This window comes from Thermobaculum sp. T2p (assembly GCF_059335935.1).
In genome coordinates, this window is record NZ_JANZYQ010000004.1 from 86,387 (window position 1) to 99,056 (window position 12,670).

Annotated in this window: 12 protein-coding genes; 6 read left to right on the forward strand and 6 right to left on the reverse strand. The window is 48.8% G+C overall.

Annotated elements, in window-relative coordinates:
* Positions 1-7 precede the first annotated feature (7 nt).
* Positions 8-679, forward strand: a complete 672-nt coding sequence (locus N2245_RS01815) for a Dph6-related ATP pyrophosphatase (RefSeq protein WP_494535018.1) — start codon at positions 8-10, stop codon at positions 677-679.
* A 31-nt stretch (positions 680-710) separates the two neighbouring features.
* Here the strand turns inward: N2245_RS01815 and N2245_RS01820 are convergent, their stop codons facing one another.
* Positions 711-1,676: an ROK family protein gene (locus N2245_RS01820; protein ID WP_494535019.1), complete on the reverse strand. Its 966-nt coding sequence runs from the start codon at positions 1,674-1,676 to the stop codon at positions 711-713.
* Positions 1,677-1,855: 179 nt separating this feature from the next.
* Here N2245_RS01820 and glmU point away from each other — a divergent pair, with 179 nt between their 5' ends.
* From glmU to N2245_RS01835, 3 genes are all read left to right on the forward strand, one after another.
* The gene (gene glmU / locus N2245_RS01825) at positions 1,856-3,313 is read left to right on the forward strand and encodes a bifunctional UDP-N-acetylglucosamine diphosphorylase/glucosamine-1-phosphate N-acetyltransferase GlmU (RefSeq protein WP_494535020.1); all 1,458 of its coding nucleotides are present in this window, start codon (positions 1,856-1,858) and stop codon (positions 3,311-3,313) included.
* Positions 3,314-4,264 carry a ribose-phosphate diphosphokinase gene (locus tag N2245_RS01830; RefSeq protein WP_494535021.1) on the forward strand — a complete coding sequence of 317 codons (951 nt, stop codon included), beginning with the start codon at positions 3,314-3,316 and terminating at the stop codon, positions 4,262-4,264.
* Positions 4,265-4,376: 112 nt separating this feature from the next.
* On the forward strand, positions 4,377-5,681 hold the full coding sequence (locus tag N2245_RS01835; protein ID WP_494535022.1) for a hemolysin family protein: 1,305 nt from the start codon (positions 4,377-4,379) through the stop codon (positions 5,679-5,681).
* Between the two features lie 184 nt (positions 5,682-5,865).
* Here the strand turns inward: N2245_RS01835 and fabF are convergent, their stop codons facing one another.
* The 5 genes from fabF to N2245_RS01860 all read right to left on the reverse strand — a co-directional run bounded on the left by fabF (position 5,866) and on the right by N2245_RS01860 (position 9,848).
* Positions 5,866-7,107 (reverse strand): beta-ketoacyl-ACP synthase II, encoded by a 1,242-nt coding sequence (gene fabF, locus N2245_RS01840; protein WP_494535023.1) that lies wholly within the window; start codon positions 7,105-7,107, stop codon positions 5,866-5,868.
* Positions 7,108-7,122: 15 nt separating this feature from the next.
* The gene (gene fabD / locus N2245_RS01845; RefSeq protein WP_494535024.1) at positions 7,123-8,085 is read right to left on the reverse strand and encodes an ACP S-malonyltransferase; all 963 of its coding nucleotides are present in this window, start codon (positions 8,083-8,085) and stop codon (positions 7,123-7,125) included.
* Positions 8,086-8,105: 20 nt separating this feature from the next.
* A complete protein-coding gene (fabG, locus tag N2245_RS01850; RefSeq protein ID WP_494535025.1) occupies positions 8,106-8,852 on the reverse strand; it encodes a 3-oxoacyl-[acyl-carrier-protein] reductase in 747 nt (248 codons plus the stop codon).
* A gap of 82 nt (positions 8,853-8,934) precedes the next feature.
* The gene (locus N2245_RS01855; protein ID WP_494535026.1) at positions 8,935-9,204 is read right to left on the reverse strand and encodes a hypothetical protein; all 270 of its coding nucleotides are present in this window, start codon (positions 9,202-9,204) and stop codon (positions 8,935-8,937) included.
* 71 nt (positions 9,205-9,275) lie between these two features.
* Positions 9,276-9,848, reverse strand: a complete 573-nt coding sequence (locus N2245_RS01860) for an HDIG domain-containing metalloprotein (RefSeq protein ID WP_494535027.1) — start codon at positions 9,846-9,848, stop codon at positions 9,276-9,278.
* Positions 9,849-9,994: 146 nt separating this feature from the next.
* Between N2245_RS01860 and N2245_RS01865 the strand changes: the two genes are divergently transcribed.
* Positions 9,995-12,034 carry an SH3 domain-containing protein gene (locus N2245_RS01865; protein ID WP_494535028.1) on the forward strand — a complete coding sequence of 680 codons (2,040 nt, stop codon included), beginning with the start codon at positions 9,995-9,997 and terminating at the stop codon, positions 12,032-12,034.
* Between the two features lie 154 nt (positions 12,035-12,188).
* Entirely contained in the window at positions 12,189-12,668 is a 480-nt protein-coding gene (gene greA, locus N2245_RS01870) for a transcription elongation factor GreA (protein ID WP_494535029.1), read from the forward strand.
* Positions 12,669-12,670: the final 2 nt, after the last annotated feature.

Sequence of the window (12,670 nt, forward strand, 5' to 3'; positions counted from 1 at the left end):
ACTCGTCATGAGAAACAGGTTGGCACTTAGTTGGAGTGGTGGTAAGGATAGCTGCCTGGCACTATACAAGCTCCTAATGGATGATAGATTCTCTGTAGAGAGGCTCATCTGTACTGTGACCGAAGGCTACGAACGAGTGAGCATGCATGGGGTGAGAGTAGAATTGATAGAGGCACAAGCAGCTTCTCTAGGTATTCCGCTTTACAGGATCTATATTCCCCAGAACTGCTCAAACCAAGTGTATGACGATAGAATGAGATATGCCCTCTCTGAGCTGATGAGCCTAGGTATAAATACAGTCGCATTTGGTGACATATTCCTGGAAGATATAAGAGCCTATAGGGAATCCCGCTTGTTAGAGGTTGGTGTAAGGGCGCTGTTTCCGCTTTGGGGGAGGAGTTCGAAGGACATCACGCTTAGTCTTTGTGAGTATGGCTTTAGATCTGTGGTAGTTTGTGTGGATTCTACCCTACTAGATCCTTCCTTCTTGGGTAGCGATATTGATCTAGGGTTTCTAAGTTCTTTACCTGAAGGAGTCGATCCTGCAGGGGAGAATGGAGAGTTTCACTCATTTGTGTACGATGGCCCTATCTTCAGTCGCAGAGTTTCCTTTAAGAAGGGAGAGGTAGTAGTTCGGGACAACAGGTTCTATTACTGCGACCTCATTCCCATTGGATAGTTGTGTCAGGAATATTCCTGACACAACTATCTTAGACTTTAGATTTGGCAGATTGCTGAAGAGCTAGGGCTACTGCCCCCGCCAAGCCCACATCACCTCCCAGGCTAGCTTTAACTATCTGTAGGTCCTGCTTGAAGACCGGCATTAGTCCTTCGAATACGACCTTTCTGGCGGGTCCTAGCAGCAGCTCGCCAGCTTCGGATACACCCCCTCCTATGGAGATCATTTGAGGATTGAAGATGTGTATTAGGTTGATGAGTGCGTATCCTAGCCATTGTCCTGCTTGCTCCAGAAGCTTGAGGGCGAGTGGGTCGCCTTTCTTGGCAGCCTCATCCACGATCTTGGCATTGATCTTGTCTACGGAGCCCGCAAGCTCAATCATGACTGTGTCTTTGTTAAGGGACGCGGCCTCCCGAGCCCGTTTGGCTATGGCTGTGCCAGAAGAGAGCGCCTCGAGATGGCCGTATCCTCCACAGGAGCACTTAGGTCCTCCAGGCTGAACGACCATGTGGCCCACCTCCCCAGCAGCACCATTGTGCCCCTCCAGCAGCTGCCCGTCTATAATGATGCCACCACCTACACCTGTGCTGACGGTGATGTAAATCAGGTGCTGCACATACTTACCAGAGCCATAAGTGAACTCTCCAAGTGCTGCCAGGTTAGCATCGTTACCCAAGAAAGTAGGGATGCCCGTCTTCTCTTCTATGAGTTTTGCAAGCGGTACATTGACCCACCCAGGCAGGTTTGGAGGATTACTCACCACACCTTCCTTGGAGTTGATAGGGCCAGGTGCTCCAACGCCGATAGCATCTATTCTAGGGGCATTGGAGGATACAGATCGGACGCACTCCAAGATCCTCTCTAGCACAAAGTAGAGCCCCTTATCTGCTAGCGTAGGGAACTCACAACGATCCAAAAACTCTCCCTTCTCGTTGGCCAATACTGCTCTTACTCGGCTACCTCCGAGGTCTACACCTATAACGTATCTATTGCTCATGAATCCTCCTGTGCACTTTAGGATCGAAAATATGATCCAGCGGACATTCTAGCAGGTATTTGCCTGACTGCGCCTTGTTGACATGTGCTACTTTTGTCTTTAGTATCTTTTTGTAATAATTAATCTGTGGAAGAATCCGAAATAACATATAGTTATACTGTGCCCGGAGGTTTATTGTCTTGCCCGAATCATTAGGCATCGTCATCCTTGCTGCTGGTCAGGGCACTAGGATGAAGGGGCACATTCACAAGGTGCTACATACTGTAGCCGGTATCCCCATGATCGAGCATGTGCTTCGTAGCGCCCTCCAGTTAGAACCCTCCAAATTAGTAGTTGTGCTGGGACACAATGCAGACCAGGTAGCTGATGTAATAAAGCGTAATTATCAAGTAGATTTTGTGCTCCAAGATTCCCCTCGAGGCACGGGCGATGCCGTGAGAGTTAGCAGGCCTGCAATGGATGACGTGAAGCATGTAATGGTACTTTATGGAGACACTCCCCTCATCAGGCCCGAGACACTGCGTAGGCTGATCGATCACCACCTTGCTGAAAGCCCAAGAGTTACTATCTTGATTGGTGAGACGCATGATCCCGGTAGGGTACTGATGGATGAGTGGGGTAGAGTAATTGCTGTTGTGGAAGAAAAGCAAGCCACGGAAGAGCAACTCAAGATAAGGGAGCGCAACAGCGGTGTAGCAGTATTTCAAGCAGATTGGATGTGGGAACATCTTGAGAGCCTCCAGCCTTCCCCAGTATCAGGCGAGTACCAACTCACTGATTTGGTAAATATAGCTGTACGAGAGGATATAGATGGACATTGGAGTGCATATACGCCGGAGACGGCTTCTCAAGAGATCTCTGAACCTATGGATACCAAATGGCCTGTGCAGTACGTGAAAGTCGAGGATCCTAGCGAGGCTCTGGGAATCAACAACCGACTGCAACTGGCGATTGCAGAAAAGATTATGAGGCAGCGTATACTCGAGTCTCTCATGCTCTCAGGTGTAACTGTGACTGATCCTGATAGTACATACGTAGATGTGGATGTACAGGTAGGTACAGATGCGATCCTGTTACCAGGAACCCATCTCATTGGTAAGACAAAGGTGGCAAGCGGAGCTGTTGTAGGTCCTTATTCCTACATTAGGGACTCTTATCTAGACGAAAACTGCAAAGTGCAGATGTCGGTTGTAGAAGAGTCCTACGTAGGAGCGGATTCGGACGTTGGTCCGTTCTCGCATCTGAGACCGGGAACCCGGGTAGAAGCTGGCGTCCATATAGGTAACTTTGTAGAGACTAAGAACACGGTGCTCCACGCTGGGGTCAAGTGTGGTCATGTCAGCTACCTTGGGGATGCCGAGGTTGGTGAGGAGGCTAACATCGGCGCAGGAACGATTACTGCTAACTACGATGGTGTGAACAAGAACCCGACAAAGATCGGTAGAAGGGCATTTATAGGTGTCGACACGATGCTCATAGCGCCTGTAGAGGTGGGAGAGAGTGCCAAGACAGGAGCTGGAGCAGTTGTCACCAAGGATGTACCTGCTGGCAAGCTCGTGGTAGGTGTGCCCGCTAGGCAAGTACCTCAACATGCTCGCAAAGACGAGGCTTCAGAAGAACTGGAGGATGAGAAATAGATGAATCGCTTGCGCATCTTTACTGGTAACGCAAACAGGAAGCTGGCCTGCGATATCGCCCGCAACCTCGATATAGAGATCGGAGATGCGCTTGTAACCACCTTCAAAAACGGTGAAACTAGGGTAAGGCTTGAGGAGAATGTCCGAGGGTGTGACGTATTTATAATCCAGAGCACCTCAATGCCTGTGGATCACCATATTATGGAACTCCTGCTGATGATAGATGCTGCTCGTCGGGCATCCGCAAGCAGGATCACCGCGGTCATCCCATACTATGGTTATGCCAAGCAAGAGAAGAAGACCACTGGTCGCGAGCCTATATCCGCTAAGTTAGTGGCTAACATCATTATGCAGGCTGGAGCGGATAGAGTTCTGGCAGTAGATCTGCATGCGCCTGCAATAGAGGGTTTCTTCGATATTCCAGTGGATCACTTGCGTGCTGCTCCGTTGCTGGTCGACTATTACAAGAGGAATCCCCTCCCAGATGCTGTAGTGGTATCTCCAGATCCTGGTGGAGTGCTGAGGGCTAATGATTTCAGGTTCAGGCTTGGTGTGCCACTAGCAATAATTGCTAAGCAACGTCCTAGGCCCGACACCGCCGAAGTGCTAGATATGGTAGGGGATGTGCAGGGCAAGAACGCCATTATAGTGGACGATTTAATCGGTACTGGTGGTACCTTGGCAAAGGCTGCCGATATGCTACTCTCAAGGGGTGCCAAGTCGGTGCATGCAGTTGCCACCCATGCTGCCTTTGTGGGATCGCCGGCTGCCGAGGAGGTCAAGAAGATTCTTGAAGGTAATGCTATAGAGAAGATAGTTGTGACTGATACTATATATATTCCCCCTGAGGAAGTTGATTCCAAGATCGAGATAGTATCGGTAGCATCTCTGCTGGCAGAGGCTATAATGAGGATCCATAAAGATCTCTCTGTCAGTGAGCTGTTTCGATAACGCTACTAGGAAGGTCTTAACCGATGTTTACTATACCCCAAGAGGATGAACCTCCCTCAAGTACCTACCTAAACCTCCATCTTTCATATACCTGTCTCCCGGAGAAAGCAAAGTGAGTGGCTCATTATGGCTTTCTGGCCTAGTGGGTGTATGTTTGTTCTGCCTACTTGTGTTTTCATCTATGGCTGATGCAGCATTGCGCGCGCTAAATCAGGTGAGGTTGAGAGCGCTGATTGAGCAGGGATTCGGTAGGGCAGAGGCTATGGATAGGCTGCTGGAGTATCCACATAGGATCACGGCAACTACCCTTATAATCAACACTTTTGCATTGGCGGGATTGTCAGCCCTCACTGCGATCCTCGCGCTTCAGTTGTCAAGCAATGGTGCGCAGTGGTGGTTGATAACTCTTACTATTATCGTGCTAGCTCTCTTTGTGCTTATCTTTGGGCAGCTTGTCCCTCGATCTCTAGCCGTTAGAAGACCTGAGAGGACGGCTCTGCGTATCACCCGTATGCTGAGTGTAGCGTATTTCCTCATAAGCCCGATTGCACGAGTAGCAGAGTGGGTGACCAATACCTTTCTGAGTATCTTCGGTGTAAAGGATATGCCTCGTAACCCCTTCATCACTGAGGATGACCTGCGTATGCTGGTGAATGCGGGTGAAGAGGAAGGTGTAATAGAGCAGGAAGAACGCGATATGATAGCTGGTATCCTGAGGTTTGGTGATATAGCTGCCCATGAAGTGATGGTTCCAAGGCCAGACATAGTAGCTGTGGATGTCGATACGGATCTCCGGACAGCGCTTGACATTGCACTGGAGAAGGGCCACTCTCGACTCCCAGTTTATGAGGAAAGTCTCGATAATGTGTTGGGCATAGTATATCTGAAGGACTTGGCAAGGGCGATCGTATCCTCTAGCAACTTGAGTCTTCGTGACCTAGCCAGGCCAGCTGTGTTTATTCCCGAGAGCAAGAGGCTAGGTGAGCTATTGCAGGAATTTCAGAGCAGCAAGGTACATATGGCGATCGTGGTGGATGAGTACGGTGGCACTGCTGGACTAGTTACTATAGAGGATATTCTTGAGGAGATAGTGGGTGAGATACAGGATGAGTATGATGTCGAGCTTCCAGATATCGAGAAGATATCTGAGGATGAGTGGATAATCCGAGCGAAGATCGATCTGGATGATGTCAATGAGTTGTTAGGGATCCGTCTGCCGGCAGAAGAGTACGATACGCTTGGAGGTTTTATTACCGCCCAACTTGAGAGACTGCCAGTACCTGGTGATGAGGTGGAAGTGGAGGGCGTACTGATGAAGGTGCTTGATATAGAGAAGAGGAGGGTAGGGAGAGTGCTCGTGAAGAGACTACCAGTATCCACCACCTCCGAAAATCAGGAAGAAGCTGATGAGTCTTAATCCGGCCTTTTGAGCTTTTTGAGGTAAGACTAAAGCCTCTACTAAAGCAGAAGGAGGCTTTTTTGCTCTGTTTATATCGAGTCTCTTTAAGGAGTGAGGGCTGAGTACGTACTCAGCCCTGATTGAGTTAATCCTTAGCTGTTTGCTAGGTGGGCTTCCTCGCTCCAAAGCAGAATATGTATAACTACTCGAACTTTCGAAAGATAAGACAGGAATTATGACCTCCCAACCCTAGGGAGTTAGATAGTGCTACCCTTACATCAGCAGATCTTGCTGTGTTAGGAACATAATCAAGATCACATTCGGGATCCGGTGTCTCATAATTTATTGTAGGGGGGATACACCCTTCGATGATTGTCTTGACACATGCTACCGCTTCTATTGCGCCTGCTGCTCCCATGGTGTGTCCTATCATGGATTTGATGGAGCTGATAGCGAGCTTATAAGCGTGATCGCCAAACACCTCCTTAATAGCTGCAGTTTCCCCTTTGTCGTTTATCTGGGTACCTGTGCCATGGGCGTTGATGTAGTCGACTTCTTCAGGAGCTATGTTGGCCTTACGAATTGCCATGCGCATTACCCTGGCTGCACCCGCCCCACCTTCGGGCTGGCTTGCCATATGGAAAGCATCATTTCCCGTGCCGTAGCCTATTACCTCAGCCAGAGGCTTGGCGCCTCTTGATAAAGCATGCTCCAGCTCCTCAAGTACTAGTACTGCCGCTCCTTCGGATAGCACGAATCCAGATCTGTTTAGGTCAAATGGTTTACATGCTTTCTCTGGAGGGTCATCGTTAGCTAGTGCTTTGATCACGCTAAAGCCAGCAAACATAATGGGTAGATGGCTACCACCCTCAGTACCTCCAGCTATCATGACGTCAGCATCTCCTCGCCTGATCGTCTCGTAGGCCTCACCTACAGAGTGGCCTCCGGTTGCACAGGCGGATACGGGAGCCATGTTAGGTCCCTGAGCTCCGTACCTTATTGCCATGTGGCCGCTGGCGGAGTCCACAATGAAGTTAGGCATCAGGTATGGACTAACCCTCCTTGGGCCTTTCTGCTCTAAGACCTTTTGTTGCTCTAGGAGCAGCTCTATACCACCTGCGCCACTACCCATATAAATACCCACACGTTCGGCGTTTTCTGCGGTAATCTGCAGCCCTGCCTGCTTTATAGCTTCGTCTGCTGCAGCTATTGCGAAAACGGTAGCTCTGGACATGTAACGGGCTTCCTTGGGATCTACTACCGATGCAGGATCAAAGCCCTTTACTTCCCCCCCTATCTTGACTGGGATATCGCCTAGGTCGTATCTGGTTACATAAGAGATTCCTGACCTGCCTTCTACTAAGGCTTTCCAAGTATCTTCTAAATTGTTGCCTACAGGTGTTATAGCTCCTAGTCCTGTTACTACTACCCTTCTGTCAAACAACTTGGCTCCCTCTCACTAGGAATCAGTACTGATAGTATCTACGCCAGGGCTTATCCTCTGTATAAGTCCTGTTAGGACTCTCTTGGGTCCCAGCTCAATGAAACCGTTCGTACCATGTGATAGCATCTCCCGAATGCTCTTCGTCCACTGTACTGGGCCAGTTATATGATGAGATAGTTCTCGTCTTATGTCTTCCACGTTAGTCAATATCTGGCCAGTCACGTTAGCGACTATGGGGATCTGCGGATCTCGAAGTCTCATATGGCTCACGATCTCAGCAAATTGGGCAGCTGCACGCTGCATGACCGGTGAGTGGGAGGCTATGCTTATGGGGAGTTTGATCACCTTCTTGGCCCCCTGTTGTTGCAGGAGTTCCATAGCTCTGTGCAGTGCTTTTAGCTCTCCTGAGATCACTATCTGTCCTGGTGAGTTTGAGTTGGCAATACCTACTATCCCCTCACTTGATGCTTCTTCACATGCTCTTTGGATGACCTCTTCCTCAAGGCCAATAACAGCTGCCATCCCACCTGGAATCTTCTCGCCTTCCTCTTTCATTAGTCTTCCTCTCTCGCGGACGAGGCGCAGACCGTCCTCGAAGTCTATAACGTTGGCTGCTACCAACGCTGTGTATTCTCCTAGACTATGACCAGCTACGAACGATGGATTCAGCTTTACGCCTGCTTCGTGTAATTTTTCTTTTATCGCCGCAAGAGTTGCCAGACTGACAGTGAATATCGCTGGCTGCGCGTTGATTGTGTCCTGTAGATCTTCCTCTGGGCCCGAGAAACAAAGATGTGAGAGGCGGAAGCCCAGTATCTCGTCAGCTCTTTTGAAGACTTCTCTAGCTGCCTCGGAGGCGTCATGTAATGCCTTGCCCATACCTACATACTGGGAGCCTTGGCCAGGGAAGACGAGGGCTATCCTCCTGGATGACATACCAATAATAGTACCTATTACAGCGGGGTCTAGTAGCTTCATTATCATTGGTCCTCCGTTGGTTATATCATGACCATCCCACCATCAATATTGATGGTCTGGCCATTTATATAAGCCGCTTTATCACTAGCTAGAAAGGCAACTAACTCTGCTACCTCTTCAGGCTTGCCATAGCGCCCCGCTGGTATCTGTGACAGAATGGCTTTCTTTATGTCCTCAGAGAGGGCGGCCACTATGTCAGTCTCTATGTATCCTGGTGCGATGGCATTGGCCGTTATATTTTTGCTGCCAAATTCTCTGGCTATAGATTTCGTCAGGCCGAGTAACCCTGCCTTCGCGGAGGCATAATTCGCTTGTCCCACGTTTCCCACCAGACCCACGACCGACGATATATTGATGATTCTGCCCCACCTGTTACGTAGCATAGACCGTACGGCCAGTTTGCTGCACAGGTAGGCTCCTTTTAGGTTGGTGTCTATTACAGCTTCCCACTCCTCTTCGGACATCCTCATTAGGAGGGTATCGCGAGTGATGCCGGCGTTGTTCACCAAAATATCGATTCTGCCCCATGTGTTAAGGGCTGTGTTGACCGCATTTTCAGCACCTTCCTTGGTGCTTACATCTCCAGGCGCGACTACTGCTTCACCACCGGCCTCTGAGATCGCGCGCACTACCTCCTCTGCAGCTTCCTTGCTGCGGTTGTAATTGATCACTACCTTAGCACCAAGTGATGCTAATTTGATGGCTGTGGCTCGTCCTATTCCCCTGGATCCTCCTGTCACCAGGGCCACTTTACTTTCTAGATCCACTCATTCCTCCATATAACGCAAGCATTAGTCGGATTACACTATCTGACTAAACTGGACATAGTTTAGCAAATTTGATCTTGTATCAAGAAGATGTTTCTCCTTGAGTAATCTCGTATGCTACGCTTTGAAGGAATGCCTTGCTCTCGGCTTCTAGACCTTCTGTGATTATCTGCACCTCACTATCTGGGCCCTGTTCATCCACGGTAATATTTACTGTACCTTTGTTCCCTGAGAAGCTAATGGCATTAACTGTTTGTGATATGACCTCTAGGTTGTGATCTCCTATGAAGTACTTCATGGCATGTTCGATGATCTCAGCTTCGCCCATCTCAGATTTGCCACGTATGATCATGTTACTCCTCCAGACGATTGTTTTCTCCGAATATATCCTCAAGACCTGTGCCTAGGATTGGAGCCCTAATGCTAGGAAGAGACATTTTGCTCCTTTGGAATAAGCTCATCTGAGATGGGCTTCAGGAATTCAATGACGTTAGCAATATGGGTGTCTAGGTCTACTCCCAGCTCTTCAGCTCCTCTATATATGTCATCTCGGTTCACATTGCGTGCGAAAGCCTTATCCTTCAACTTCTTTTTGACCGATTTGACGTCTACCTCATGGATGCTGCGAGAGGGTTTGACGAGTGCTACAGCTACTATGAAACCTGAGATCTCATCAGAAGCATAGAGCACTTTGTCCAATAGGTGTACTCGAGGTACTCCCGTGAAGTCGGAGTGGCTTTGAATAGCATATATAACTTCTTGAGGCGCTCCTCTGGCTTCGAGTATGGGCTTGCCCATCGATGGGTGCTGGTCAAGCGTAGGGTGTATCTCGTAGTCGAAGTCGTGTAGCAACCCTGCCAATCCCCATAAATCTTCGTCTTCACCATACAGACGAGCGTAGCCTCTTACTGCTGCTTCCACTGCTAGGCAATGCCTTATAAGGTTCGGAGATTTTACGTACTCGTTCAACAGTTCCCATGCCTCTTGTCTGTTCACAGCTGACCTCCCTGTTTTGGGTTTACATCAACTTTACGCTGACCGGAAGCTTTTTACGTTGTCTTTTAGCTTCAGAGTGTAACCTCCAAGAAAAGTTGTAGTTAGCACAACTGTTTGTGGAGGTTTGTATGCTTTTGAGAGCTAGTATGCGTTTAAGCATTAGGCTATTACCTTTGTTAGCAATGTTCATGGCTATTATCAATCCATCTATATTACCGGCTACAGGAGCTCCGAATAAGGCTACTATAGTTGCTAAGGACTGGTTTGTAAGGAGCCCTGCAACTAAATCGTCCGCAGCTGCTTATAGCTGGAGAGAACGTAACGGTTATCGCACGGAAACCTACGATTCTGCTGTTCGGAATGCATATGTCCATTTTAATGCAATAGCGCCTTCATGGAACATAGAGCTTACAGAAGGCTCTGTAGTGAGAATATTTGTGCGCTCTAGAAGTCATGATGGTAATTGGAGTCAATGGGCTAGTCTGCAGCCGGACGATAATGATGGCATGAATAGTGGCACAAATTACGGTGCCCTAGTAGTGCAGCGGGGTGATGAGGCTCAGCTGAGGGTACAGCTAGTTGGTAAGGTTAGTGGGCAGATGCCCAAATTGAACTGGATCAGACTGACGTTTATAGATTCAGAAAATGGACCTAATCCGGCCAGTATGTCTGCATCTCGTTCCGGCGTTGCTATGGCCGCTGAGCCCAAACCTAGAATTATAACCAGAGCGGAGTGGGGGGCAGATGAGAGTCTTAGGTTCGATAGTCAAGGGCATGAGATATGGCCTCGCCAGTATACCACCCCCCGGAAGGTAATACTGCATGACACTGTAACTATTAATAATGATCCTAATCCAGCAGCTACCATCAGGGCTATCTACTACTACCATGCTGTTATACGTGGTTGGGGAGATATAGGGTATAACTACCTAGTAGACGAGCAAGGTAACATCTATGAGGGTAGAGCAGGTGGTGAAAACGTAGTTGGCGGTCATGCCCGCTGCTACAACTGGGGAACGGTAGGCATAGCTGCCCTAGGCGATCATTCTCTAATGCCTCCATCTCCAAGGATGGTTAAGTCCTTAGAAGATTTGATTGCATGGATCTTCAGCGAGAACCATATTAACCCTCTCGGTCATGGCAGCCTTGGATCGTATGCCCCTTATGATATTCCCAACATAGCAACTCACTACGATCTGATGGGCAGTTGTGGTAACACACATAGGGATCCTGGTTACTATCTGCGAAGATTGCTGCCTCAGATCAGGCGAGATGTAGCTATAAGGCTGGGTTATATCAAGGGTTCTACTGTTAGCAACGATACTGGTAGTAGCAGTAATAACTCTAGTGGGACACCTAAATCATGGGGACCAGGATTGACTTACGAGGTTGTGAATACTCGCGGCACTGGATTAAACCTGAGAGCCAGACCAGATGACAGATCTCCCATACTGGCGATCCTACCGGATGGCACCATCGTTCAAGAGATTCCTAGTCCTATTGACGGTTGGGTCAAGACTACCTACAAGGGTAAGACCGGTTATTTATGGCATGGGTACTTGAAGGTTATTCCGCCGGCAGAGCCTAGTAATCCAGACAGTAGTACTAGCGTCAATAAGGAACCTACCTATGTGGTGGTTGCACCTGCTGTAAATCTGAGGGCTGGACCAGGTATGAATTACAAAGTGTTGGGCACAGTTCCAAAAGGGGCTGTGATTCAGGAGATCACGAGCAAGATCGATGGTTGGGTCAAGACTGTCTATGGTGGGCATACAGGTTACATATGGTACGAAAACTTGAGGGTCATCAGGCGACCAGGGGGCACACCTGCTAGTGGAGGATCCGGGGACTCGGCCTCTAATAGTAGTTTCGCACAGACAAGCCCTGTACAGGCATACATAAGGGGTACTCCTGGAGCACTGAATCTGCGCAAGGGACCAGGTATGCAGTATCAGGTTGTGACCAAGATGTGGGAAGGTATGCCGGTCCAGGTAATTGGCAAGAGCGTGAATGGTTGGGTACCGGTGATCTACAAGGATGGTTTCGGTCGATCTTTCCAAGGTTGGGCTTGGGGAGAATATATATCTACTGATCGCTCTGCTCGAGCTACCGCCGGAGCCTTAGGTTTAGCTGGTGCTGCAATACTACCCGCGTTGAGATTCCGTAAGTGGAGGAAGCGTAAATAGTTTAGGCTTACTTTACAATCCCAAGCAGTTGTCATATAATTCTTGGCAGAGCGGAACTGAGGTGCCTGATAGCCCTCAGTTCCTTTCTTATTGTGTATGAGGTTATATAAAAAGTCCAAAACTCACCATATGGTGTTTTGCAGGAGAGGTGAAAGTGAGTACAAATGAGCGTGTTCGTCTGACAGAACAGGGATTGAGGGAATTGAGAGAAGAGTTGGAACGTCTTCGTACAGTTGAGCGTGCAAAGATATCCGCCCGCATCAGGGAAGCTAAGGAGGGCGGTGATATCTCTGAAAGTGGTGAGTATGAGGACGCCAAGCACAGTCAAGCTTTTCTTGAGGGTCGTATAAAGGAGCTTGAGAAGCTTCTAGCTAATGCTGAGGTTATAGATAGAAGCACCCAACCAGCAGGCACCGTTGGGCTTGGTTCTAAGGTGACCGTTGAAGAGAATGGTAGGACATATACTTACACTATCGTTGACGGTGCTGAAGCTGGTCGAGGTAGAGATGGGGAGGTTAGAATATCTAGCAAGTCTGCGGTAGGGTCAGCTCTGCTTGGTCGTAGGGTGGGAGACTCTGTAGAAGTCGAAGTGCCTGCAGGCAAGCTAACCTTCAAGATATTGTCTGTAGAGTAGTT

What these genes read in the sequence shown, in the direction of transcription:
- N2245_RS01815 (WP_494535018.1), top strand. Translation starts at nt 8, where the DNA reads ATGAGAAACAGGTTGGCACTTAGTTGGAGTGGTGGTAAGGATAGCTGC.
- N2245_RS01820 (WP_494535019.1), bottom strand. Translation starts at nt 1,676, where the DNA reads ATGAGCAATAGATACGTTATAGGTGTAGACCTCGGAGGTAGCCGAGTA.
- N2245_RS01830 (WP_494535021.1), top strand. Translation starts at nt 3,314, where the DNA reads ATGAATCGCTTGCGCATCTTTACTGGTAACGCAAACAGGAAGCTGGCC.
- fabD (WP_494535024.1), bottom strand. Translation starts at nt 8,085, where the DNA reads ATGAAGCTACTAGACCCCGCTGTAATAGGTACTATTATTGGTATGTCA.
- N2245_RS01855 (WP_494535026.1), bottom strand. Translation starts at nt 9,204, where the DNA reads ATGATCATACGTGGCAAATCTGAGATGGGCGAAGCTGAGATCATCGAA.
- N2245_RS01865 (WP_494535028.1), top strand. Translation starts at nt 9,995, where the DNA reads ATGCGTTTAAGCATTAGGCTATTACCTTTGTTAGCAATGTTCATGGCT.